The 22,384-nt window shown below is 71.6% G+C and carries 23 protein-coding genes and 1 pseudogene; 10 read left to right on the forward strand and 14 right to left on the reverse strand.

Annotated features, from left to right (window positions below; all coding sequences use genetic code 11):
- Positions 1-25: 25 nt before the first annotated feature.
- Positions 26-2,620: a carbohydrate-binding protein gene (locus tag FM051_RS33140; protein ID WP_158850317.1), complete on the forward strand. Its 2,595-nt coding sequence runs from the start codon at positions 26-28 to the stop codon at positions 2,618-2,620.
- Positions 2,621-2,685: 65 nt separating this feature from the next.
- Here FM051_RS33140 and FM051_RS33145 read toward each other — a convergent pair whose 3' ends face one another.
- From FM051_RS33145 to FM051_RS33155, 3 genes are all read right to left on the reverse strand, one after another.
- Positions 2,686-3,357, reverse strand: a complete 672-nt coding sequence (locus FM051_RS33145; RefSeq protein WP_274383806.1) for an alpha/beta hydrolase fold domain-containing protein — start codon at positions 3,355-3,357, stop codon at positions 2,686-2,688.
- A gap of 61 nt (positions 3,358-3,418) precedes the next feature.
- Positions 3,419-3,691, reverse strand: a complete 273-nt coding sequence (locus FM051_RS33150) for a hypothetical protein (protein ID WP_158850321.1) — start codon at positions 3,689-3,691, stop codon at positions 3,419-3,421.
- 543 nt (positions 3,692-4,234) lie between these two features.
- Complete coding sequence (locus tag FM051_RS33155) at positions 4,235-4,423, reverse strand: hypothetical protein (RefSeq protein ID WP_158850323.1); 189 nt, start codon at positions 4,421-4,423, stop codon at positions 4,235-4,237.
- Between the two features lie 321 nt (positions 4,424-4,744).
- Here FM051_RS33155 and FM051_RS54110 point away from each other — a divergent pair.
- Positions 4,745-4,939 (forward strand): annotated as a pseudogene (locus FM051_RS54110) (tetratricopeptide repeat protein); the annotation flags it as partial.
- A 366-nt stretch (positions 4,940-5,305) separates the two neighbouring features.
- Here FM051_RS54110 and FM051_RS33165 read toward each other — a convergent pair.
- Positions 5,306-6,025, reverse strand: coding sequence for a FadR/GntR family transcriptional regulator (locus FM051_RS33165; RefSeq protein ID WP_158850325.1), 720 nt, complete (start codon positions 6,023-6,025; stop codon positions 5,306-5,308).
- 184 nt (positions 6,026-6,209) lie between these two features.
- On the opposite strand from FM051_RS33165, the gene FM051_RS33170 reads away from it, so the two are divergent.
- From FM051_RS33170 to FM051_RS33185, 4 genes are read left to right on the forward strand one after another with little or no spacing between them, the layout of a single operon-like run.
- Complete coding sequence (locus FM051_RS33170; RefSeq protein ID WP_158850327.1) at positions 6,210-7,514, forward strand: SLC13 family permease; 1,305 nt, start codon at positions 6,210-6,212, stop codon at positions 7,512-7,514.
- A gap of 43 nt (positions 7,515-7,557) precedes the next feature.
- Complete coding sequence (locus FM051_RS33175; RefSeq protein WP_158850332.1) at positions 7,558-9,009, forward strand: acyl-CoA synthetase; 1,452 nt, start codon at positions 7,558-7,560, stop codon at positions 9,007-9,009.
- Positions 9,002-10,396 (forward strand): carboxyl transferase domain-containing protein, encoded by a 1,395-nt coding sequence (locus FM051_RS33180; RefSeq protein WP_158850334.1) that lies wholly within the window; start codon positions 9,002-9,004, stop codon positions 10,394-10,396. Before FM051_RS33175 ends, FM051_RS33180 begins: the two co-directional genes overlap by 8 nt.
- A 10-nt stretch (positions 10,397-10,406) precedes the next feature.
- Entirely contained in the window at positions 10,407-11,186 is a 780-nt protein-coding gene (locus FM051_RS33185) for an endonuclease/exonuclease/phosphatase family protein (protein WP_158850336.1), read from the forward strand.
- Between the two features lie 10 nt (positions 11,187-11,196).
- On the opposite strand, the gene FM051_RS33190 is transcribed toward FM051_RS33185, so the two are convergent.
- The 4 genes from FM051_RS33190 to FM051_RS33205 form a co-directional block, all read right to left on the reverse strand.
- Positions 11,197-11,628, reverse strand: coding sequence for a nuclear transport factor 2 family protein (locus FM051_RS33190; protein WP_238412824.1), 432 nt, complete (start codon positions 11,626-11,628; stop codon positions 11,197-11,199).
- Positions 11,619-12,425 carry an MBL fold metallo-hydrolase gene (locus FM051_RS33195; RefSeq protein WP_158850338.1) on the reverse strand — a complete coding sequence of 269 codons (807 nt, stop codon included), beginning with the start codon at positions 12,423-12,425 and terminating at the stop codon, positions 11,619-11,621. Before FM051_RS33195 ends, FM051_RS33190 begins: the two co-directional genes overlap by 10 nt.
- A 23-nt stretch (positions 12,426-12,448) precedes the next feature.
- Positions 12,449-13,063: a DsbA family protein gene (locus FM051_RS33200; RefSeq protein WP_158850340.1), complete on the reverse strand. Its 615-nt coding sequence runs from the start codon at positions 13,061-13,063 to the stop codon at positions 12,449-12,451.
- Between the two features lie 119 nt (positions 13,064-13,182).
- On the reverse strand, positions 13,183-13,704 hold the full coding sequence (locus FM051_RS33205; protein ID WP_158850342.1) for a MarR family winged helix-turn-helix transcriptional regulator: 522 nt from the start codon (positions 13,702-13,704) through the stop codon (positions 13,183-13,185).
- Positions 13,705-13,916: 212 nt separating this feature from the next.
- Here FM051_RS33205 and FM051_RS33210 point away from each other — a divergent pair, with 212 nt between their 5' ends.
- Positions 13,917-14,366: a DUF6292 family protein gene (locus tag FM051_RS33210; protein WP_158850344.1), complete on the forward strand. Its 450-nt coding sequence runs from the start codon at positions 13,917-13,919 to the stop codon at positions 14,364-14,366.
- Between the two features lie 26 nt (positions 14,367-14,392).
- Here FM051_RS33210 and FM051_RS33215 read toward each other — a convergent pair whose 3' ends face one another.
- Both FM051_RS33215 and FM051_RS33220 read right to left on the reverse strand, forming a co-directional pair.
- Entirely contained in the window at positions 14,393-15,562 is a 1,170-nt protein-coding gene (locus tag FM051_RS33215) for a carboxylate-amine ligase (RefSeq protein ID WP_238412825.1), read from the reverse strand.
- Positions 15,563-15,636: 74 nt separating this feature from the next.
- Complete coding sequence (locus tag FM051_RS33220) at positions 15,637-16,824, reverse strand: hypothetical protein (RefSeq protein ID WP_158850346.1); 1,188 nt, start codon at positions 16,822-16,824, stop codon at positions 15,637-15,639.
- Between the two features lie 200 nt (positions 16,825-17,024).
- On the opposite strand from FM051_RS33220, the gene FM051_RS33225 reads away from it, so the two are divergent.
- Both FM051_RS33225 and FM051_RS33230 read left to right on the forward strand, forming a co-directional pair.
- Positions 17,025-17,627 carry a polysaccharide deacetylase family protein gene (locus FM051_RS33225; RefSeq protein WP_238412826.1) on the forward strand — a complete coding sequence of 201 codons (603 nt, stop codon included), beginning with the start codon at positions 17,025-17,027 and terminating at the stop codon, positions 17,625-17,627.
- Positions 17,628-17,670: 43 nt separating this feature from the next.
- Complete coding sequence (locus tag FM051_RS33230) at positions 17,671-18,888, forward strand: SGNH/GDSL hydrolase family protein (RefSeq protein WP_238412827.1); 1,218 nt, start codon at positions 17,671-17,673, stop codon at positions 18,886-18,888.
- Between the two features lie 60 nt (positions 18,889-18,948).
- On the opposite strand, the gene FM051_RS33235 is transcribed toward FM051_RS33230, so the two are convergent.
- Genes FM051_RS33235 through FM051_RS33245 form a run of 3 tightly spaced genes read right to left on the reverse strand, consistent with a single transcriptional unit; the run spans position 18,949 to position 20,322 of the window.
- The gene (locus FM051_RS33235; protein ID WP_158850350.1) at positions 18,949-19,236 is read right to left on the reverse strand and encodes a DUF6510 family protein; all 288 of its coding nucleotides are present in this window, start codon (positions 19,234-19,236) and stop codon (positions 18,949-18,951) included.
- A gap of 1 nt (position 19,237) precedes the next feature.
- The gene (locus FM051_RS33240; protein WP_238412828.1) at positions 19,238-19,726 is read right to left on the reverse strand and encodes an FAD-binding oxidoreductase; all 489 of its coding nucleotides are present in this window, start codon (positions 19,724-19,726) and stop codon (positions 19,238-19,240) included.
- On the reverse strand, positions 19,726-20,322 hold the full coding sequence (locus tag FM051_RS33245; RefSeq protein ID WP_158850354.1) for a sulfite oxidase-like oxidoreductase: 597 nt from the start codon (positions 20,320-20,322) through the stop codon (positions 19,726-19,728). Before FM051_RS33245 ends, FM051_RS33240 begins: the two co-directional genes overlap by 1 nt.
- Before the next feature lie 203 nt (positions 20,323-20,525).
- Between FM051_RS33245 and FM051_RS33250 the strand changes: the two genes are divergently transcribed.
- Complete coding sequence (locus FM051_RS33250) at positions 20,526-21,899, forward strand: alginate lyase family protein (protein WP_158850356.1); 1,374 nt, start codon at positions 20,526-20,528, stop codon at positions 21,897-21,899.
- Between the two features lie 7 nt (positions 21,900-21,906).
- Here FM051_RS33250 and FM051_RS33255 read toward each other — a convergent pair.
- Positions 21,907-22,384: transposase (locus FM051_RS33255; RefSeq protein ID WP_202919146.1), on the reverse strand; the 478-nt coding region annotated here is incomplete at its 5' end.

The following is a 22,384-nucleotide window of genomic DNA, read 5'->3' on the forward strand; positions in this document are numbered from 1 at the left end:
AACCGTCCACCGACATGGAGCCCTGATGCGACACCGTTACGTGGCGAGCACGGCAGCAGTCCTGCTCCTGCTCACCACCCTGTCCCCGACAACCGCCTCCGCCCAGACCACGGCCGCCGAAACGCTGCGCGTCGACCTGGCCTCCTCGACGGGGGCGTTCCACGGGGGTGCGACCGGCATCCTCTACGGCCTGGGCGACCCCGGCGTCCCGTCGCACGACCTGATCGCGGGCATGCGCCCGCGCACGATCTCCCAGAAGGCGCCGGACGGTGAGCAGCACCCCAACGGTGACGCGTTGGTGGTGGCGGACGACTTCTTCGCCGCCGGCGGTGAAGAAGTCCACATCTACGCGCAGGACGTCTACAGCCGTTGGCCGTACCAGGACCTCGGCATCGACGACTACGTCGCGCGGCTGCGGCCCCAGCTGGAGAAGGTCGCCAAGCGCCCGGACCGCGACCGCTTCGTGTGGACGATCTTCAACGAGCCGGACGGGATCTGGTACCAGGACTGGGCGAACAAGAAGGAGAAGTTCTTCGCCGACTGGACCAGGCTCTACCGGTTGGTGAAGTCGGTGCTGCCCAACGCCCGCGTCACCGGCATCGGCGAGACCCGGTACCGCCCCGACCACCTGCGCGAGTTCCTCGCCTACGCCAAGGCCAACGACGTGCTGCCCGACGTCACCACGTGGCACGAGTTGGGCCCGGACTCCCTGGCCACCTACCGCGGCCACTACGAGGACTACCGCGACATCGAGCGGTCGCTCGGCATCACGCCGCGACCGATCAACATCAACGAGTACTCCAACCGGCGTGACACCTCGGTGCCCGGCCAGATGGTCCAGTGGATCACCATGCTGGAGGAGACCAAGGTCGACGCGCAGATGGCGTTCTGGACGGTCGCGGGCAACCTCAGCGACCACGCGGTGCGCGCCGGCCGCGCCAACGGCGGGTGGTGGCTGACCAAGTGGTACGCCGACCTGTCCGGCGACACGGTCAAGGTGACGCCGCCCCGGCCGAACACCAGGGACGCGTTGCAGGGCCTGGCCGCCTTCGACCGTGACGACGCCAAGGCGACCGTCCTGCTCGGCGGCACGGCGAACGCGGTGGACGTCGCCGTGACGGGCCTGGACCGGAGCGTGTTCGGCAACCAGGTCGACGTGCGGATCTCCAAGACCACCTGGTCGGGTTACGAGGGCGACGCCCAGCAGCCGCCGGTCGTGGCGGCGTCCCGGGTCCGCGTCGTGGACGGCAAGGCGACGATCGCCGTGCCCGGCGGCGACCCGCTGGCCGCCTACCAGGTGCTGATCACCCGGGCGGGTCTCGGTGCGCCGCCCGCCGCGAACCCGCCGTGGCAGGCGAGCTACGAGGCCGAGTCGGGCACGGTGGAGAACGCCCGCGTCGTCGTCCAGGACGACGGGTCGGGTTCGTGGGACATGGCCCAGCGCTACACCACGTCGGGTCGCAAGGACGTCGGGTTCATGAACACCTCCGGCTCACGCGTCACCGTCGACGTGGAGGTGCCGCGGGACGGCACGTACAAGCTCGGCGTGTTCTACGGCACCAACGCGTTCGTCGGCCAACAGGCCCTGTACGTCGACGACGCGCACGTCGGGAACCTGACGTTCCCGGCGACCCTGAACTGGGTCTACCGGGGCAGGCACGACACGCCGGTCAAGCTCACCGCCGGCAAGCACCGCATCTCGTTGCGCACCAGTGGGCCGGGCGGCTTCCTCGGCAGCGCATCGGACGTGACGCTGGACCGCTTCGACCTGACCGAGGTGACCGGGCCGGAGCGGGCGGTGTACCCGCTCGCCGACGGGCGCCGGTCCGGCGGTGCGGTGGATCGCGGCGGACGTGCGCTCCAGGTCGCCGCGCCGGGTGCGGTCGTCCTGGGTGCCGGTGAATCGGTGACCACGTACGTGTCCGCCGCGGAGGACGGCTACTACAAGTTGTCCACCACGTGGCTCGGTGTCGGTCGGAGCACGGTGGGCCTCACCCTGTCCGGCCGCCGGGTCGAGGGCGGCGACCTGACCGCCACCCGCGCCGGGGTGTGGTCGGGCAGCACGACGGTGCACCTCAAGGCAGGCGTTACGGAACTCGTCCTGTCCAACGAGGGGCGGACCCCGTTGGTCGCGGGCACGCTGACGCAGGTGCGGGACGCCTCGGCCGATCGGCACGCGGTCCGCGTCGAGGCCGAGGCCGGGCAGCTCGGCGGAGGAGCGGCGGTGACGTCCGGTCCCTGGGCGTCCGGCGGTTCCTACGTCGGCTGGCTGGGCAACAACGGCACGCTGACCATTTCGCGCCCGGAGGCGGTCCGGGAGGCCGGGCAGTACAACCTCACCGTCGCCTACGCGCAGGCCGACAAGAACACCGGACACCCGTACAACACCGACACCATCACCCGGACGCTCGTCGCGACGGAGGAGGGCGGCAAGGCGACCAGCGCGCCGTACCGCCACAACTACACCTGGGACGGGTTCTGGCCGGAGACCTCCCCGATCGACCTGGTCACCGATTCCGGTGCGCTCACCTTCGGCAACCCGGCCAACTGGGGACCGAACGTCGACTGGCTCCAGTTGGCCCCGCTGGTCGTGGCGAACTCGGTAACGCCCCGGCACTGACCCCGTGATGCCCGGCCGGGTTTCGCGACCCGGCCGGGCCTTCGGGCATCAAAGCTGTGACTGCCTCAGGTCAAGGCACCGGCCAACGCTGTGACCTGGGCCTTCGTGAATGCCTGGGAGATGGCTGCTTTCCGTTCGACGAGGTCGAACCCGTGGTACGCGCCAGGCGTCACGTGCAGGGTGCAGTCGACTCCGGCTTGGGTGAGGCGCTCGGCGTAGGCGATGTCCTCGTCGTGGAACAGGTCGCACGTGCCCACGCCGATCCACGTCGCCGGAAGACCGGACAGGTCCTCGTACCGGGCCGGCGCGGCGAGCGGCGGGACGTCGCCGCCGTGGAGCGGGCCGAGGTAGGACCGCCACCCGAACCGGTTGCTCTTGACGCTCCACAGGCGCAGGTGCCGTTCGTCGATGTCGGTTCGCGTCGTGGTCCGGTCGTCCAGCATCGGGTACGCCAACAACTGCAGGACCGGTGTGATCTCACCGCGTTCCTTGGCGAGCAGTGCCAGCGCCGTCGCCAGGCCCCCGCCCGCACTCGCGCCACCGATCGCGATCCGCGCGGGATCGACGTCCGGCTGGTCCGCGAGCCAGCTCAGCGCGGCGTAGCAGTCGTGCAGCGGAGTGGGGAAGGGGTGCTCGGGCGCGAGGCGGTAGTTCACCGAGGCGACGACGCGTTCCTGGTCTCCGGCGCCCTCTCGGTCATCGCGATCGTCGCCGCCGCGTTGGTCCCCTACCGCCACAGGGACGGGTCTGCCACGGTGGCCGCACAGCCGCAATCCGGGACTTCGCCCCGGTAGCTCGTCACGTGCCGAGGATCCGGCGCGCGGTGGCCAGTCGCGTCTCGCGGGCGGTGGCCAGGCTCGCGAACCGTTCGGCGTCGCGGCTGATCACGTCCTGCTGCACGCCGACCTCGACCTCGTGCCACACCTCCACGTACCGGGCCGAGGTCTTGCAGCGGACGTCCGACCGCGCGGTGTCGATCTCAGCCGCCGGGACGTCGGCGGTGTCGAGGTCCCAGCGCGGGTCCGAGATCGCCGCCGTCGGGTCGGCGTAGTCGAAACCCCGCTCCTGCACGCACGTCCGCCAGACCGCCGTGACGGCCGCGACCCGCGGGTCGGCGCCTGCTCGTGGTGCTCGACAACGCCCGCGACGCGACCCAGGTCGAGCCGCTGCTGCCGGGCAGCGAGACGTGCACCGCGGTGATCACCAGCCGGCACCGGCTCGGCGGCCTCGGCGTGCGCGGTGCGCAGCTGTTCGACCTGGCCGTGCTCGACCGGGCGGAGGCACGGGAGCTGCTGGTGCGGCACCTCGGCGCCGAAGGCGTGGCCGACGAACCGGCCGCCGTGGACGACCTCGTGCGCTGGTGCGGCGGGCTGCCGTTGGCGATCACCATCGTGGCGAGCCGTGCCGGCGTGAACCCGCGCTTCCAGCTGGAGGTGCTGGCGAAGGAACTGCAGGACACGTCCGCGCGGCTCGACGGGCTGGACGCCGGTGACCTGGCGACGAACCTGCGCGCGGTGTTCTCGTGGTCCTACCAGGCGCTGGACACCGAGGCGGCGTGGTGTTCCGGCTGCTCGGCGCGGCGCCGGACCGGACCTCGGGCTGGCCGCGGCGGCGTCACTGCTCGGCCTGCCGCTCTCGCGGGCACGCGTGGTGCTGCGGGTTCTCGTGTGCGCGCACCTGCTGCAGGAGCACGTGCCGGGCCGCTACCGGATGCACGACCTGCTGCGGCTGTACGCCGACGAGCTGGTGACCGGGCAGGAGCGCGAGGACGCGCTGCGCCGCCTCGTCGACTTCCACCTCCACACGGCGAGTGCGGCGACCAGGCTGCTGCGCCCGGAACGTCAACCGATCGAGCCGGCACCGCCCGCGCCCGGCTGCACCCCCTTGACGCCGACCGACCGGGCGGAGGCGGCGGCGTGGTTCGCCGAGGAGCACGCGTGCCTGATGGCGTCACTGGACTCGGCCGTGCGGCGGGGTGCGCACGAGAACGTGTGGCGGCTGGCGTGGAGCGTCAGCGGGTACCACGTGATCCGCGGGCAGCTCGTGGAGGACCTGACGGCGTGGCGAGCCGGCCTGGCCGCGGCCGAGGCGCTCGGGCAGCCGGAACCGCCGGCCGTGGCGCGGATGTACCTGGGTGCGGCGCTCACCCGCGTCGGCTCGCACGAGGAGGCCGCCCGGCACTTGCGGGAGGCGCTTTCCCTTGCACGGCAAGTGGATTCCCCTTCTGTGGCCGCGGACGCGCAGCGTGCCCTGGGCTGGGCGCTGGGACGGCGGGGCGACTTCGAGGGCGCGTTGCGGCACACCGGGGAGGCGCTGGAGTTCTACCGCGCCACCGGCAACGGCCTGCGGCAGGCCGACGCGCTCAACAGCCCGGGCTGGTACTCCGCCCTGCTCGGTCGTCTCGCGGAAGGCCGGGAGTACTGCGAGCAGGCGTTGGTGCTGTGCCGAGGCGGGCATCCTCGCGAACCTCGGCGACACCCACTCCGCGCTCGGCGACACTGCCGCCGCCCGGGAGGCCTGGCAACGAGCCCGCGACCTTTACCGCGCCCACCGGCGAACCTGCGACGCGGACCGGCTGGACGAGAAGCTCGCGGCGAGTTCCCCGGGCCTGTCCTGAAAGTCGGCGCGCTCCGGCCGCCCACCGCTGCGACCTCTGGGACACCGTCGGATTCCGGTGAACGGCGGTCAGTCGTCCGTGATCCCGGCGTCTTCCGGGTCCCAGCTCAGCAGGCGCACCTTCGCCACCGTCTGGACGTGCTTGCGCATCGCCGCCGCGGCCGCCTTGGGGTCGCCGGCGGCGATGGCGTCGAGGATCCGCTGGTGTTGCGCGAGGGACCGGTGTGGCCTGCCCGGCTGGCGCAGCGACTCGTTGCGGCTCTCGGTGATCTGCTCGGCGATGACGTGCATGAACTCCTCGAGCAACGAGCTGCGCGCCGCCGCCGTGACCGACGCGTGGAACCGGCGGTCGCCCTCGGCGCCCGGTTCGCCGGCCGCGATCTCCTCGGCCATCAGGCGCAGCGCGGCGTCCATCGCCTTGATGTCGTCCTCGCTGCGGCGCTCGGCGGCCAACGCCGCCAGCCGGGTCTCCAGCGTCTCCCTGGCCTCCAGCACGTCCGGCAGGCGACGACGGCGTTCGACCAGCCGTCCGACCGGTTCGAGGTCGAGGTTGTCGCGCACCAGGTAGGTGCCGCCGCCGTGGCGGACCTCGACGAAACCCTGCACTTCGAGCACCACGATCGCCTGCTTCACCGACGCCCGGCTGACGCCCAGCCGCTGCGCGAGTTCGCGTTCGGGCGGCAGCTTGTCCCCGGCGCGGAGCTCGCCCTCGATCACGTGGTCCCGCAGGCGCTCCAGCACCTGCTCGTAGAGGCGGGAGCGGCTCATCGGCCGCAGCGCGTCGGACACCGTGGCCTCCTTCTCGACCGGACGTCGAGCCTAGCAGCTGAACCGGTGCACAGGCTGAGTGGCTGAGCCACTGCACCGGAAAGGGTTGACAGTGGCGCGCGTCACGGCGCAAAGTGGTTCAGCCACTCGACCACTCACCCGTCAGCGGGACGTGCGCGGGCGGCCCCCAACGACGGGAGAGCGCATGTCCGCTGAACTGATCTCGATCCTCGTGCTGGTCGTCGTGTTCGTCGTCGCCACGACCAGGTCGATCAACATGGGAGCGCTCGCGTTCGCCGCCGCGTTCGGCGTCGGCACGCTGGTCGCGGGCATGGACGCCAAGGGCATCTTCGAGGGGTTCCCCGGAGACCTGTTCGTGGTGCTGGTCGGCGTCACGTTCCTGTTCGCCATCGCCCGCGCCAACGGGACCACCGACTGGCTCGTGCACGCGGCCATCCGCGTGGTCGGCGGGCGGATCGCGCTGATCCCGTGGGTGATGTTCGTGATCACCGCGGCGCTCACCGCGATCGGGGCGGTCAGCCCGGCGGCGGTCGCGATCGTCGCGCCGATCGCGCTGGGGTTCGCCGCCCGGCACGACATCAGCCCGCTGCTCATGGGCGCGATGGTGGTGCACGGAGCACAGGCGGGCGGGTTCTCCCCGATCAGCATCTACGGCTCGATCGTCAACGGCATCGTGGCGCGGGAGAACCTGGCGGGCAACGAGATCGTGCTGTTCCTGGCCAGCTTCCTGGTGAACCTGGTGATCGCGCTGATCGTGTTCGTGGTGTTCGGCGGCCTGAAGCTGGTCCGGACCCGGGTTCCCACCACCCTGGCCACCGCGAGCGGCGGACCGGGCGCGGCCAAGGCGCTCACCGCGACGACCGAGGAGGGCACCGCCGACGAGGCGCCGAGGTTGACGCCCGTGCGGATCGCGACCCTGGTCAGCCTGGCCGCGCTGGTGGTCGGCGCGCTGGCGTTCGGCCTCGACGTCGGTTTCACCGCGATCACCCTGGCGGTCCTGCTCAGCATCGTCTGGCCGGACACGAGCAAGAAGGCCATCGGCGAGATCACCTGGCCGACCGTCCTGCTGATCTGCGGCGTGCTCACCTACGTCGGCGTGCTGCAGGAGATGGGCACCATCGACTACGCGGGCAACGCGGTCGGCAACGTCGGCATCCCGTTGGTCGCGGCACTCCTGCTCTGCTACATCGGCGCGATCGTGTCGGCGTTCGCCTCGTCGGTGGGCATCATGGGCGCGCTCATCCCGCTCGCCGTGCCGTTCCTGGCCCAGGGCTACATCGGCCCGATCGGCATGATCGCCGCGCTCGCCGTGGCGTCGACCGTGGTGGACGTGAGCCCGTTCAGCACCAACGGCGCGTTGGTGCTGGCCAACGCCCGCGACGTCGACCGCGACCGGTTCTTCCGGCAACTGCTGGTCTACGGGGGCGTGATCGTCGCGGCGGCGCCCGTCGCCGTCTGGCTCCTGCTGATCGTGCCCGGGTTCGGCTGAACCCGTGGCGGACAAAGGACTCCACGGACCACGAGGAGATCGGGTGACCCCACTTCTTCCCGCCCTGTCGAGCGCACCGGCGAGGACCGCCCTGCGGTTCGGCGACCACGCGGTGGACTACGCGGAACTGGCCGCGATCGCGGCGCCGCTGGCCCGTCGGCTGGCCGGGTCGCGTTCGGTGGACGGCGGTCCGGTCCGGGTCGCGGTGTGGGCCACGGCGAGCGTCGAGACCGGTGTCGCCGTGGTCGCGGCCCTGCTCGCCGGGGTGCCGGTCGTGCCGATCAACCCGAAGGCGGGGGAGCGGGAGCTGGCGCACATCGTCTCGGACAGCGCCGTGTCGCTGGTGCTGTCCGAGCCGGGCGCAGACCTGCCACCGGAGCTCCGGGCACTGCCGCACGCGGATATCGAGCTGGTACCCGGTGACGCCACGCTCCCACCCGAACCGGACGCCGAAGCGCCGGCGATCATCGTCTACACCTCGGGCACCACGGGGCCGCCCAAGGGCGTGGTGCTGCCCCGCCGGGCCATCGTCCACACGCTCGACGCGCTGGAAGACGCGTGGCAGTGGACCGCGGACGACGTGCTCGTGCACGCCTTGCCGCTGTTCCACGTGCACGGTCTGATCCTAGGCGTCCTGGGACCGCTTCGGCGCGGCGGCACGGTGATCCACCTGGGCCGGTTCTCCACCGACGCCCTCGCCGACGCCCTCGCGGGCAACGGCACGATGGTGTTCGGCGTGCCGACCATGTACCACCGGATCGCCGAGGAGGTCGACGGCAATCCCGAGCTGGCCGAGGCGCTGGCCGGCGCGCGTCTGCTCGTCTCCGGATCGGCCGCCCTTCCGGTGCGGGACCACCAGCGCATCACCGCGGCGACCGGGCAGCACGTGGTCGAGCGGTACGGGATGACCGAGACGCTGATGAACACGAGCGTGCGCGCCGACGGCGAGCCGGGACCGGGCACGGTCGGCGTCCCGTTGCCGGGTGTCGACCTCCGCCTGGTCGACGAGGCGGGCGAGCCGATCGAGGACTGGGACGGTGTCAGCGTCGGTGAGATCCAGGTGCGCGGCCCGAACCTGTTCACCGAGTACCTCAACCGCCCGGACGCCACGGCGGCGGCGTTCGACGGCGACTGGTTCCGGACCGGCGACATGGCGACCCGGGACGCCGCCGGGTACGTCCGGATCGTCGGACGCAAGGCCACCGACCTGATCAAGAGCGGCGGGTACAAGATCGGCGCGGGCGAGATCGAGAACGCCCTGCTCGACCACCCCGCCGTGCGCGAGGCGGCGGTCACCGGCGAACCGGACGCGGACCTCGGCGAACGGATCGTGGCCTGGATCGTGCCCGCCGGTGAACGACCCACCGAACGGGAACTCGCCGACCACGTGGCGAAACTGCTCGCACCGCACAAACGCCCGAGGGAAGTGCGGTTCCTCGACGCCTTGCCCCGCAACGACATGGGCAAGGTGCTGAAGCGGGCGCTCCATGGCTGACCGGATGTCGGCCCGTGACCGGATCGAGGCGGTGGCCACCGGGTTCACCGACCTGGACGTCGACCTGCCGGACAACGCCGACACCGACGGTCCGATCGGGTGGACGGGCTACGACGGGGCAAGGGCACGCGCCGCCGAGCGGACCGGCGAACGCGAGTCGGTCGTGTGCGGCACCGGACGCGTCGGCGGGACCGAGGCGGTGTTGATCGCCTTCGAGTTCGGTTTCCTGGGCGGGTCCGTAGGTGGGCGCACGGGACTGCTGGTCGAGGCGGCGTTCGAACGGGCGGTCCGGCTGCGGCTCCCGGTGGTGTCACTGATCGCGACCGGGGGCAGCCGGATGCAGGAGGGGATGCGCGCGCTCTCGCAGCTCCACCGGATGGCCAAGGCCGCCTCGACGGCACGGACCTCCGGCGTCCCGCACGTGGCGGTGCTGCGCGACCCGACCACCGGCGGCGGCTGGGCCACCCTGGGTGCCGGTGCGGACGTCACCCTGGCACTCGACGGCGCGCAGGTGGGCTTCGCCGGGTCGCGGGTCCGACCGGCCGGCGACCCCCACGCCTACACGGCGCAAAGCCAGTTCGAGACCGGCCACGTGGACCGGGTGCTGTCGGACGAGGAGCTGCCGGAAGTGCTGGGCCGCTGGCTCACCCTGCTGACCTCCCGCGGTGAAGAGCGTGCGGACGTGCCCGAGGCGCTGGGGTCGGATCGTGGGCTGCCCGACAGTGGCTGGGACGCGGTGCGGCGCGCCCGCGCGGACTGGCGGCCCCGCGCCGGGCAGTACCTGGACGCGTACTTCGACTGGCGCGAGGACATCAGCGGTGATCGGTGCGCTGGTGTGGACGCCGGGGTGTTGTGCGGGTTCGGCGTGCGTGGCGGTCGGACGGTTGCCTACGCGGCCCAGTGCGGCACGGCGACACGGCCGGCCGGGTTTCGGACGGCGGCACGGCTGGTTCGGTTGGCGGATCGGCTCGGCATCCCTGTGCTGACGCTCGTGGACACACCGGGTGCGGCGAACGACGCGGGCGCGGAGCGCGGGGGAGTGGGCGGGGCCATCGCGGAGCTGTTCGGCGCCATCGCGGACGCACGGGTGCCGTTGACGACGTTGGTCATCGGGGAAGGCGGTTCCGGGGGCGCGCTGGCGTTCGCGGCACCCGGCCGGACCTGGGTCACCGCGGACAGCTACTTCTCCGTGACCGGCCCCGAGGCCGCCGCCGCCATCCTCAAACGCGACGACGACGACGTCCCCGCGATCGCCGGCCAACTGCGGCTGCGCCCCCAGGACGTCGTCGAGCTGGGCATCGCCAACGGTGTGGTGTTGCCGCGTTCCCGAAGTGTCGACGCACCAGAGGTCCGCTTGGCGGTACGGCGGGCCGCCGGTCGGGTGTGACATGGTCGGCATGGGGCCCCTGCGTCGAACCACCGGTCTTGTCCTGGCCTCGATCGTGCTCTGCGGTCTGGTGTCGGTTCCGGCCGCCGCCGCCACGGCTTTCAAAGTGCTGCAGATGAACCTGTGCAACAGCGGCATCGCCGGTTGCTACCAGGACGGGCGCGCGGTGGACGAAGCCGTGACGATGATCCAGCGCCGCCTGCCGGACGTGGTCTCCGTGAACGAGGTGTGCCTGTCCGACCTGCCCCGCCTCACCGCCGCCGTGGGAGCGACCGCCGAGTACCAGTTCGCGTTCGTGCGCAACAGGTCCACGAACTCGGACTACCAGTGCACGGCCGGCCGGGGCGCGTACGGCAGCGGGATCATCGTCAAGGAAGGCATCACGACCAGCGGTCACGGCACCTACGCGGCGCAGGACGGTGGCAACGAGATCCGCGCCTGGGCCTGCGCCCTGAGCGCGGTGCGCGGTTTCACCGCCTGCACCACGCACCTGAGCACGACCGGCACGACGGCGTTGGCGCAGTGCAAGGAACTGGTGCCCGCCAAGGTCCTGTCCTACGACCCCAGCGGGTCCCCGACGACCAGGCACGTGGTGGTGGGCGACCTGAACCTGAAGTACAACCCGGGTTCGGCCACGAACGCCCAGAACTGCGTCCCGTCGGGCTGGTTCCGCAAGGGCGACGGCGACGTGCAGCACGTCATCGCCCGCACCTTGACGTTCGTGTCGACCCAGGAGTACGCCATGTACCGAACGGACCACCCCGCGTTCGTGGTGAACTACACCTTCTGACGCGCCCCGGTCAGGAGAGCATGGCGTCGCGGACCTTCGCGGTGTCGACGAACTGCTCGAACCGCACGATCTGCCCGCCGCGCACGGTGAAGTGGTGGGCCACCCGGACGTCGATCGACTTGCCGGTGGCCTTGTTGGTGGCGGTGTAGCGGGCCAGGACGACGACGTTCTCGCCGTCCACGACGTAGGTGTCGTCGTGGGCGGTCCAGCCGTCCCAGTCCGCGCCCAGCTTCTCCATCACGTTCGCGGTGACGCCGTGCGGCGTGCGGTACGTGCCCGCGAGCGGGAAGCCCGCCATCTCGGTCCACTCCACGTCGGGGGCGAGGGTGGCGCGCAGGGCTTCCAGGTCACCGGCGGCGGAGGCCAGGTACTGGCGGCGGACCACGTCGGCCGGGGCGCTGGAGGTGGCGAAGTCGTGGCCCGGCTGGGAGGTCAGCCCCACGACATCTCCCCCTTGGCGACCTTGGCGCCGATCTGGGCGGCGATGACCATGCCGTGGTCGGGGTAGGCGGCCACGAGGGCTTCGGTCAGGCCGGCGCCGTCGGTCGCCTTGGCCAGTTCCTCCTCGAAGCGGACCAGGTACGCGCGGGTGCCGGTGATCGCGCTGACGTCGGTGGCGGTGTCCGGGAGGCGGTGGCCGGGCACGACGAACAGCGGGTCCAGGCCGGCCATCTCGTCCAGCAGGGCGATCCAGGCGTCGCGCTGCTCGACACCGGCGGTGTCGGCGACCCAGACGTGCTCCTGCTGGAACAGCAGGACGCCACCGAGGATGGCGCGCTGTTCGGCCTGCCACAGGTAGTGGCGGTCGGGCAGCGCGGCCGGCCCGCCCTTGAGTTCGAGGCGGTGGCCTTCGAGGACGAGGTCGTCGGTGAGCGGGGCGAGGTCGACCAGGCGGGTGGGCAGGTTCGCGCCGAGCGCGGCCCACGCCTTGAGCTTGCCCTCGTAGGAGTGCTGGATGTGCTCGATGACGTGCGGGGTGGCGACGAACTTCGCGTCCGGGAAGGCGTCGGCGACGACCTCCGCGCCGAAGTAGAAGTCCGGGTCGCCGTGGCTGACGAACACGGTCGTCAGCTGCTTGCCGGAGTCGAGGATCCCGGCGACCAGGCGGTGTCCGCCGGCGCGGGTGAACCCGGCGTCGACCAGCAGCGCCTCGTTCTCGCCGGTGACGAGGGTGGCGGTCTTGTTCTTGCTGCCGACCGGGAAGTCCAGGTCGAAGATCTGGAAGTCGAGCGCACTCATCTGTGGATCTCCTAGGTAAGAGGTCAGGCGGTGAGGGTGGCCAGGTGCCGTTCCACCTGATCGCCGGTGGCGTGTCCCCGGGAGAGGGCGACGACCCGGTCGCCGGCGACGGCCAGCAGCGTGGGGTAGGAGGTCACGCCCAACTCGGCCGCGCGGTCGAAGTCGTCCCGGGCGGCGGCCCGCGTCTCCGGGGCGGAGAAGGCGGCGGCGACGCGGTCACCGTCCAGCCCGTGCTCTTGGGCGATCTTCCGGTAGGTGTCCGGGTCGGACAGGCTCAGACCGTCCTGGTAGAACGCGTCCTGGAGGGCCGTGGCCAGGTCGACGGCCCGGTCGGGCGCGGCTTGGCGCAGTGCGGCCACGCCGCGGGCGGCGGCCTCGGAGTCCATCACGAACGCGCCGTCGGCGATCAGCCGCTCGTACCCGTCGCCGAAGACGGCGCCGGTCAGTTCGCTGATCTTGGCGTTCGCGCCCTGGATGTAGCCGAAGGCGCTGAGGGGCTTGCGGCGGGCGCCGGTGAACAGGCCGCCCGAGACGACCTCCACGGGCAGGTCAGGGTGGTGTGCGGCGACCTGTCGGATGGTCGGGGTGAACCCGTACGACCAGCCGCAGTAGGCGTCGAAGACGTACACGAGCTTCATTGTGGGAACCTCGGATCGGCGCGCCCGTCCGTCGCGGGCGACTCACCTGACGCAACAGTAACTGACTAGTCAGGTATTCCACCGTGAGTGTGGCGCCGGTCACGCCTTGCGGTCCGGGTTCAGCGCAAGCGGGGCAGGGCGTCGCGGGCCGTGTGGGAGAGGATCCGCAGGTCGTCCATGAACTGGCGGCGGTGGGAGGCGGGCAGCGGTTCGAGGAAGTGGCGCCGGATGTTCTCCAGGTGGACCCGTGCGGCCTGCACGGCTTTCCGCTCGCCGAGCTCGGTCAACCGCACCAGCCGTCCGCGCCGGTCGGCCGGGTCGTCGGTGCGCTCCACCAGCCCCGCCTCCTCCATCCGGTCGACCAGGCGCGTCACGCCGCCGGTGGTGAGCACCTGCTCCTGACCGATCGCCTTCATCGACACGCCGTCGCCCCCGGCCCGGCCGAGGATGAGCAGCACCTCGAACACCAGGTGGCTGATGCCGCACTCCACCTCGATCGCCCGGCCCAGGATGTACTCCAGCCGCCCCGCCGCGCCCAGCAGCCGCCCGAACCCGAGCACCAGCTCGTGGTCCGCGGCCTGTTTGGCCGTCGAGATCAGCCCGTCCTCGTCCACCGACCCGCCGTTCTCTTCGACACGCATCCGGAACTCCCGGCAGCAACCGGCACGACCCGGCGCCCCCGCGCCGTCCCGCCATCATGGCCGGTGACGTCTCCTGTCCGCCAATTTCCTGTGCGTCACACGTCACAGATCGAGTGGGTTTTCGCTTCTCGACCCACCGGGTACCTGGTCAGGGCGTCAAACAGTCGGCGCATCGACGGCCCGGTGGGTTGGGTGGAAGGTGGCGATGCGCTGTGGAGCTGGATTTCGACGACGCCATGACGTGGGGCCTCCGCGGCTACGTCCGACTGGTGACCGAGGAGCTGGGGCTCTCCGGTGAGTGCGGGTACGTGCAGGCCGATCGGCCCGCGACCGCGTACTTGGCGCTGGACGGGAGGCTGCCCGGCTTCCCGGACCGCGACGTGGCGCTGCTGTGGGACGAGGAGCGGGGCTGGTCGGCGGCGGTCGAGACGCACAGCGGTGAGGACCTCATCGTCCAGGCGCGGTTCGGTGCGGAGGTCCTGCCCTCACCGCGTGCGGTGGCCCGGTGGGTGAAGGGGTTGTTCCGCGGCGAACGGCGCGCGATGTCGAGGCCACGCGTGATGTCGAGATTCGGAGTGCCGCACCACGCGCAGGGCGACCTCGTCCACCGTCTGGCGCCCTACGCCGCTGCGGCGCTCGAGCCGACGCGGCTGAACATGTGATTTGGTGACGCTGAGCGGAAGTCTGCTCACGCGGTGTGCCGGCGGGGTCGGCCGGTCCACGTCTCGGAGCCGGCCAGGGTGTCGGTCGCCAACTGGTCGAGCACGTCGGACATCCTGCCCGCGCGGGCGAAGGCACGTCGCTGCCTGGCCGCACCGCCGCCGTTGGCGTCCACAGTGGAGAGCAGTTGGCGGACGAGGGTGGCGTCACCGTCGTCGAGGTGGTCGTGGACGCGGTGCAGGAGCCGGTCGAGCAGCAGACGTGCTGGTACGAGGCGTTCGGACAGCACGTCCAGGGACATGCCCTCCACACCGTCCCTCGCCGCACGCCAGGTGGCGGCCCGCAGCACCTCCGTGGGCACGGGCGGCGCCGGCAGGCCACGACGGTGGTCGGCCAGCGCGGTGGCGACGAGCGCGCGCACGAAAGCGGCCAGCAGCACCGCTTCGTCCGCAGTGGACGCGACGTCCGCGATCCGGACCTCCACGGTCGGCAGGTGCGACGACGGCCGGACGTCCCAGTAGATCATCCGCCGGTCCCGGGCCGCGCCGGAGACCAGCAGCATGTCGCAAGTGGACTCGTAGTGCGCCGCCGACGCGAAGTAGGGCGGCGGCCCCGCGCCGGGCCAGCGTGACCAGACCAGCGAGCGCCAGCTGGCGTAACCGGTGTCGCGGCCGCGTGCGAACGGCGAGTTGGCGGTCAGCGTCCCGAGCACGGGCAGCCACGGCCGCAGGTGGTTGCACACCTGCACCGCCGTCTCCAGGTCCGGCACGCCGACGTGCACGTGGCAACCGCAGATGGACTGCTCGGCGGCCAGCAACCGGTAGTCCTCGGTGAGCAGTTGGTAGCGCTCCCGGCCGCTGGTCTGCACGTCCGGTCCCCCTACTGGCGGTGTGCCGACGGCGAGCAGCCGGTAACCGAGGGTCCGCGCGGTTTCGGCGGTCACCTGGCGCAGCGCGTGCAGCTGCCTGCGCACGTCCGCGAGGTCGTGACACACGGGGGTCCTGGTCTCCACCTGCGCGGTGGCCAGCTCCACGTCGAGGTCCACCCCGAACCGCTGCCTGGCTGCCTCGACGACATCGGGACCGTGTGGTGCCGGCTCCCCTGTCTGGGCGTCTACCAGTAGGAACTCCTCCTCGACGCCCACCGTCGGACCTGTCGGCAGCCTCTCCATAGTGGCCTCCGATGGCTGCTCGGCCATGGGGCTCTGAGGTACCCGGAGCCGACCGGTTCAAACACCGTCCCGAGTGGACACGGGAGCGTCGAAACGCGAGGTCAACCGGTCTTCGCGGGCACGGCGTGGTCACGCACGGTCAGGTAGACGGCGCGCACGGCGAGCGTCCGTTCGATCTCGTCGATGATGGGGGCGAAGAACTGCCGCCGGTGGTCGGTGTCGCTCATCGACGTGACCGCGAAGTACATCGAGCCGAACGCGGCGAAGAGCGTGGCGTTGCGCAGCAGCGCGACGGGTACGGAAGGCAGCAGCTTCGAGTACGAGGGTGCTGCGCCGATCCACTGTTCCGCGGTGTCGGGCGTGACCACGATCAGGCCCAGGATGATGAAGAACGCGAACAACGTGAAGCCGACCGTCATCGCCTGCACCAGCTGACGGGTGGCGAGCACCAACAGCAGGTTGCGGGTCTGCCGCCCGTTCAGCCGGATCGCGCGGAGGGGACCGTCGGCCGTCAGCTCGTCGATCGGCGCTCTGGCCAGGGGTGTGCGCTTGCACGCGGCCGACAGCAGCGGCGGGCTGAGGTCCTGCTCGACCCGGCCGATCTCGTCGCGCAGGCGGGCCGCCGCGGCGAGCACGGTGACCGCGGCGAACAGCGCGACCACCAGCGACAGCCGCCACCAGTCGAGCCGGTTCATGGCCTGCCACAGCTCACCGGTGAAGAACAGGAACAGCGTGACGAACAGCATTGTCGGCAGCGCCCGGCCCAGCAGGTGCACGCTGTTGCGCAGGTCGTAGACCGTGTGCCGCAGCGCCCGGCGCAGCAGCGTGCCGAAGCCGTAGGTGGTGGCCAGGAGCGTGCCGACGAACACGGCGGCGAAGAAGAGGACGACCCCCAGGATTCCGCGCACACCTCCGGGCGACGTGACGTTCCCGTCCATGGCGGTCTGCAGCAGGGCCACGGCGAACGGCATCGCGCCGTAGACGGCGAGGATCACGATGGTGGTCGTGGGGGAGAAGCGGGGCAGCCGCCGGACGAACAAGGAGACCGTCACCCACGCGGCCAGCGTCACCACCAGCACCACCGCGAGCAGCACCCAGCGCTCCGAACCCGCGGTCTTGAGCGGCACGAGCCAGGCCAGGCTCGCGGCCGTCACGAAGACCAGCGCCGGCAGCATCCGGGGCAGGACGTGGGTGACGAAGCCGTACCCCTCGATCATCGTGGGCGTGCCGTTCCGGACGAACCAGCGCTCGGTCTGGCGCACCATGGCGGGCGATGCGGTGAACGGCATGGCGGAATCATCCACAGCGGTCCGGACCGTCGTGCGAGCAGGTCTCGCCATCAGCCCACGGCCGCACGCGCCGCACACCGGCCAGTTGAGACTCGAAACATCCTCGAAACGTCTGGTTGGCGAGTGGATCTCGCCCCGATAGTGGTCTGGGCCCGAGTGGTCCGGGCCCGTCTGCGCCCGTCCGACGGAGGGGGTTCCGCTTGACCGAGCCGACCATCGTCCGCTCCACCCGGCTCGGCGGGCGCACCGTCGCGTTCACGTTCGACGACGGCCCCAACCCGGCCGACACGCCACGCCTGCTCGACGTGCTGCGAGAGCACCAGGTCAGGGCGGTGTTCTGCCTGTGGGGCGAGTACGTCGAGGCCGACCCGCAGCTGGTCCGCGAGATCGTCGCGGGCGGGCACGTGCTGTGCAACCACAGCATGCGGCACGAAGACATGAGCACCTGGACGCCCGAGCGGATCGAGGCCGACCTCGAGCAGACCAACGCCGCCATCCACCGCGCCGCGCCGGGCGTGCCCGTCCGCTACTTCCGCGCGCCCTACGGCCGTTGGGGGCAGACGCCGCAGGTCGCCGCCGGGCTGGGCATGAAGTCGCTCGGGGCGACGCTGGCGATCGGCGACTGGGAGCCGCCGGGCGTCGACGTGCTGGTGCGGCGGGTCAAGGACGGCATCACCGAAAGCGCCGTGGTCCTGATGCACGACGGCCCGGCCGATCGCGGTCAGACCGTGGACGCGGTGGACCGGCTGATCCCCGAACTGCGGGCCGACGGCTGGCGGTTCGACCTTCCCGCCCCCGGCTGAGAGAGAGGTCCCGGTGAAGCGCTCGACGATCGCGGTGTTAACCGTGTTGCTCCTGCTCCCGAACGTGGCGTCCGCGTCACCGCGTCCGACGTGGATCGGGGCGTGGGCGACATCGCCCACCACCGTGCCCGCCTCGGACACGACGACGTTCGAGAACCAGACCCTGCGGCAGGTCGTGCACCTCAGCGTCGGCGGCGGCACGGTCCGGGTGCGGCTGTCCAACGAGTTCGGCACGCAGCCGCTGGTCGTGGGGGAGGCCCACGTCGCACGCCGGGCGGGCGCCGGTTCGGCGGTCGAACCCGGCAGCGACCGGCGGCTCACGTTCGGCGGGCGCGCGTCCGCCACCCTGCCGCCCGGAACACCCCTGCTCAGCGACCCGGTGGCGCTGCCAGTGGCGGCCGACTCCGACCTGGTGATCAGCATCCACCTGCCGCGGCGCACGGCCGCGAACACCGTGCACGCCTTCCCCTTCCAGGACGGGTACGTCGCGGCGGGCAACGTCACCGGGCACACCGACATCACCCCGACCGCCGTGCTCGGCAAGTGGCACTTCCTCACCGGCGTCAGCGTCACGGGCGAGCGCGGGTCGACCGTGGTGGCGTTCGGCGACTCCATCACCGACGGCGCGGTGACCACGCGCGGCGCGAACCGGCGCTGGCCCGACGTCCTCGCCCGCCGCTTCCAGGACGACCGGCGCCTGCGGCACCTGGGCGTGGTCAACGCGGGCATCAGCGGCAACCGCCTGCTGCACGACCCCAACCCGCCCGCGGGCCACCCGGCGGAGACCTACGCGATCTACTTCGGCCAGGCCGCGCTGCGCCGCTTCGACCGCGACGTCCTCGCCCAGCCGGGCGTCGGGCACGTCGTCGTGCTGCTCGGCGTCAACGACCTGGGGCACCCCGGCACCGACGCGCCGGAGTCGGAGAAGGTGACCGCCCAGGACATGATCGACGCCCACCGGCAGCTGATCGCCCGAGCGCACGCCCAGGGGCTGCGCATCTACGGCGGCACCATCACCCCGTTCAAGGACGACACGCTGGGCTTCTACAGCCCCGAGAACGAAGCCGCACGCCAGGTGGTCAACCGCTGGATCCGCACCAGCGGCGAACACGACGGCGTCGTCGACTTCGACCGAGCCGTCCGCGATCCGAACCAGCCCGACCGGCTGCTGCCCGCCTACGACAGCGGCGACCACCTCCACCCGAACGACGCCGGCATGGCCGCGATGGCCGCCGCCGTGCCCCTGCGCCTGTTCCGGTGACCACCGCGTGCGGGGCCACCCACCGCACCCGGGCGGCCCCGCACCCACCGGGAACCGCGATCAGCCGGGCAACGGGAAGTGCAGCGAGGTGGCGCCCTGCAGGTCGAGCCAGGCGGCGGTCGGTGTGCGGTTGAAGCGGAGCACCACGGCCGCGCAGCCCGGACAGCGGGCCACCAGCGCCGGCGCCCGGCCGTAGACGCGCAGCGCCGCCACCGGGCCCGTCGCGCCGCACGACGTGCAGCGGGCGCGGGCGGTGGTGATGTCGACGGCGAAGACCTCGGTCAGGGGACCGGCCAGTGCGTTGCCGTCCACGACCTGGCCGAGGTCGCCGTCCGTGCCGTTGCCCATGTCAGCCTCCGCTGGGTCCGAAGCGCTCGGTCTTGACGCGGTGCGGGTCGTGGCCGAGCGCGACGCGGAACGGGACCCGGCTGCCGGCGGCGCGGCGGGCCCGCACCATGGCCATCAGCGGGACGATGCCGGACCCGCCTGCCACGAGGAGCACGGGCGCCTGGTCGGTCGGGCGCCAGACGAACCAGCCGCCGACGGGGCCCCTGATCTCCACCGGGTCGCCGACGGACAGGCCTTCGACCAGGTAGGACGACACCTCGCCGTCCGGGACGAGTTGGACGGTCAGCCGCACCTCGTCACCGTCCGCCGGCGCGGCGAGCGAGTAGCTGCGCTGGGCGCGGTAGCCGTCCTCGGCGGTCAGCCGCACGTCGACGTGCTGGCCCGCGAGGTGCCCCGGCCAGTCCGGCACCCGGAACACCAGCGTGCGGGCGGTGGGGGTTTCGTCGGTCGTGCCGACCAAGGTGGCGACCCGCCAGGCCAACCGGCCCATCAGTCGCCCTGGTACCGCTGCTCGCGCCATGGATCACCGTAGTCGTGGTAGCCGAGGGTTTCCCAGAAGCCGGGCTCGTCCTCCAGCCCGAGCCGGAGGCCGCGCACCCACTTCGCGGACTTCCACAGGTACAGGTGCGGCACGAGCAGCCGGGCCGGACCGCCGTGCTCGGGGGTGAGGTCGTCGCCGTCGTAGCGGTAGGCGAGCCAGGCCTGGCCGTCGAGCAGGTCCTCCAGCGGCAGGTTCGTGGTGTAGCCGCCGTAGGAGTGGGCCACCGCGTAGTCCGCGGCGGTGTCGACGTCGGCGAGCAGCGTGTCGAGCGAGACGCCCTGCCAGGTGGTGCCGAACTTGGACCAGCGGGTGACGCAGTGGAGGTCCACGGTGACCGTCTCGGCGGGCAGGGCCATCACCTCCCGCCACGACCAGTGGTGCTTCGCGCCGGTCTCGGTGGTGATGGTGAACTCCCAGCGGTCGTGCGTGACCCGCGGGGTCGGGCCGGCGGACAGCACCGGGAAGTCCTCGGTCGGGTACTGGCCGGGCGGCAGGTCCGCGGCCGGTCTGGGTCGGCCGCGAAAACCGGGCGACACGATTGCCACGTCGCGCTCCTCTCTCGCCGCGTGCAGGGACACCGTACGAGCAGGGCGGGCGGAACGCGATTCCCGGCGATCAGCACCGCACGGGCGAAGGCGTCTTCCGGAAATGTGTTTCCGCCAAATGTGTTATCCGCCGCCGGGCGACTCCGTCTCCTGATCGTGAGCCCTGTTCGTCCTCGGGCGAACGACGATCGAGGAGAGTCTTGATGGAGCACGGACTGTCACCGGAGCGGGACGCTGCGCTGATCGGCCGCCGCCGGTTGCTGAAGGCCGCGTTCGCGGTCGGCGCGGCGGGCGTGGTCGGCGTGGGGTGCGGGTCGGCGGTCGGTGGCGCACCGGTGTCGCCCTCGTCGACCGGCGCCACCACGGGCACCACCAGCGCCGTCGGTCTGACCGGCTCCGCGGCGACCGCACCCAGCTCGGCCTCGCCGACCACGACGACCACCACGGCGGCGACGACCACCGGGCCCACCGGCCTCGTGCACCCCGGTCTGCTGCACACGCAGGCGGACCTGGACCGGATGGCGGCCAAGGTGGCGGCCGGCGCGCAACCGTGGGCGGCGGGCTGGGACAGGCTCACGGCCAACCCGCACGCCCGGAGCACGTGGCGAGCCAGCCCGCAGGCGACGGTGTACCGCGGCAGCGGCCACCCGGAGAACTACGCGAAGTTGTACAACGACATCCACGCCGCCTACCAGAACGCCCTGCGGTGGAGGATCACCGGCGACACCCAGCACGGCGACGCCGCCCGCGACATCCTCAACGCCTGGTCGGCGACGCTCAAGACGATCGACGGCAGCGCGGACCGGTACATCGCCGCCGGTGTCTACGGCTACCAGTTCGCCAACGCGGCCGAGCTCATGCGCGATTACCCGGGTTTCGAGCTGGCGCGGTTCCAGAACATGATGCTGGGCGTCTTCTACCCGCTCAACAACCGGTTCCTGATCGAGCACAACGATGCGTACATCACCAACTACTGGGCGTCCTGGGACCAGCTGACCTACGCCTCGGTGCTGGCCATCGGCATCCTGTGCGACGACCGCGGGAAGGTCGACCAGGCGATCGAGTACTTCAAGACGGGCGCGGGCATGGGATCGATCCGGAACGCCGTCCCGGTGCTGCACCCCGGCGGTCTCGGTCAGTGGGTCGAGTCGGGCCGCGACCAAGGGCACGCCACCCTGGGCATCGGACTGACCGCGGCATTCTGCGAAATGGCCCACAACCAGGGTTTCGACATGTACGGGTACGACGACAACCGGTTCCTGGCCGGCGCCGAGTACGCCGCGAAGTACAACCTCGGCCAGGACGTGCCCTACGCCCCGTTCACCTGGAAGAAGGGCACGCCCAACGGCTGGTCCGGCCAGGAGACGTTCACCGCCGCCTCGCCGAACGCTCGCGGGAACGTACGCCCGGTCTGGGAGATGATCTACCACCACTACGTCGGCCGGAAGGGGCTGTCCGCGCCGAACGTCGCGGCGATGGCGGCACAGCACCGCGCGGAAGGGGGCGGCGGCGACTACGGCCCCAACAGCGGCGGTTTCGACCAACTGGGGTTCGGCACCCTGGCCTACACCCGCTAGTGCCGCATCAGGCAACGTTCGCCCTGTTGACGACTGCGCGTAGGTGTTCGTCCCGGGCGTGTTTGTTTCGCCAGATGATGTAGCGGCGGATCATGCTGCCCTGCTCTTTGTGGCTGGGGTGGTCGGTGCCGTCGAGGGTGAAGTAGCGCAGGGCCGTGAACTGGGCCTCGATGCGGTTGAGCCACGACGAGTTGGTCGGGGTGTAGGCGATCTCGACGTTGTTGGCCTCGGCCCACTCGCCCACGCGCCGGTCGACCCTGGTGGTCAGGTGCGGGGCGTAGTTGTCGCACACGATCGCCAGGCGGACCGTCGGCGGGTGCAGCGTGCGCAGGTAGCGGCAGAACTCCAGGAACTTCGTCCGGTTCTTGGTTTTCTTGATGTGGCCGTAGAGCTTGTCCGCGGCCAGGTCGTAGGCGGCGAACAGGTGCCGGACCCCGTGCGGGCGGGTGTAGGTCGCCCGCCGCCGGGGTCTGGGCCCGCGGTCG

Source organism: Saccharothrix deserti (genome assembly GCF_009769385.1).
GTDB classification, from domain to species: Bacteria; Actinomycetota; Actinomycetes; order Mycobacteriales; family Pseudonocardiaceae; genus Actinosynnema; species Actinosynnema deserti.

Bases quoted from the DNA above. Each gene is read 5' to 3' on its own strand.
- FM051_RS33140 (WP_158850317.1), top strand. From the start codon at position 26: ATGCGACACCGTTACGTGGCGAGCACGGCAGCAGTCCTGCTCCTGCTC.
- FM051_RS33170 (WP_158850327.1), top strand. From the start codon at position 6,210: ATGTCCGCTGAACTGATCTCGATCCTCGTGCTGGTCGTCGTGTTCGTC.
- FM051_RS33180 (WP_158850334.1), top strand. From the start codon at position 9,002: ATGGCTGACCGGATGTCGGCCCGTGACCGGATCGAGGCGGTGGCCACC.
- FM051_RS33185 (WP_158850336.1), top strand. From the start codon at position 10,407: ATGGGGCCCCTGCGTCGAACCACCGGTCTTGTCCTGGCCTCGATCGTG.
- FM051_RS33195 (WP_158850338.1), bottom strand. From the start codon at position 12,425: ATGAGTGCGCTCGACTTCCAGATCTTCGACCTGGACTTCCCGGTCGGC.
- FM051_RS33200 (WP_158850340.1), bottom strand. From the start codon at position 13,063: ATGAAGCTCGTGTACGTCTTCGACGCCTACTGCGGCTGGTCGTACGGG.
- FM051_RS33205 (WP_158850342.1), bottom strand. From the start codon at position 13,704: ATGCGTGTCGAAGAGAACGGCGGGTCGGTGGACGAGGACGGGCTGATC.
- FM051_RS33215 (WP_238412825.1), bottom strand. From the start codon at position 15,562: ATGGCCGAGCAGCCATCGGAGGCCACTATGGAGAGGCTGCCGACAGGT.
- FM051_RS33220 (WP_158850346.1), bottom strand. From the start codon at position 16,824: ATGCCGTTCACCGCATCGCCCGCCATGGTGCGCCAGACCGAGCGCTGG.
- FM051_RS33235 (WP_158850350.1), bottom strand. From the start codon at position 19,236: ATGGGCAACGGCACGGACGGCGACCTCGGCCAGGTCGTGGACGGCAAC.
- FM051_RS33240 (WP_238412828.1), bottom strand. From the start codon at position 19,726: ATGGGCCGGTTGGCCTGGCGGGTCGCCACCTTGGTCGGCACGACCGAC.
- FM051_RS33250 (WP_158850356.1), top strand. From the start codon at position 20,526: ATGGAGCACGGACTGTCACCGGAGCGGGACGCTGCGCTGATCGGCCGC.